This is a genomic window from Kribbella swartbergensis (assembly GCF_054784135.1).
This window is the reverse complement of record NZ_BAAGPM010000032.1, coordinates 510-756: the sequence shown is the minus strand read 5'-3', so window position 1 is coordinate 756 and position 247 is coordinate 510. Positions and strand designations below refer to the sequence as shown.

The following is a 247-nucleotide window of genomic DNA, read 5'->3' as shown; positions in this document are numbered from 1 at the left end:
ATACCCTGCGCGACGGCTTTACGTTGCCGATCGGCCTTCTGCATGATCGGATTGTCATGCAGGTGGGTCTTGTCCTTATGGCAAGGCAGGCACAGTACCATGCAGTTGTCGAGCGTTGGCGTACCACCCAGCCCATCAGCAACACGGTGATCATAGTGGAATTCGCCTACACGGAGCTTCTTCTCGCACTGCTCGCAATGTCCTTTGGTTTGCTCGGCAGCCTTGCTCTTTACGGACTTTGGAAACT

1 protein-coding gene is annotated in these 247 nt (G+C 54.7%); it reads right to left on the bottom strand.

Features of this window, described 5'->3' with window-relative positions; translation table 11 throughout:
• A partial coding sequence (locus tag ACYVOK_RS29090; RefSeq protein WP_460665758.1) for an HNH endonuclease occupies window positions 1-247 on the bottom strand: 247 nt, incomplete at both ends.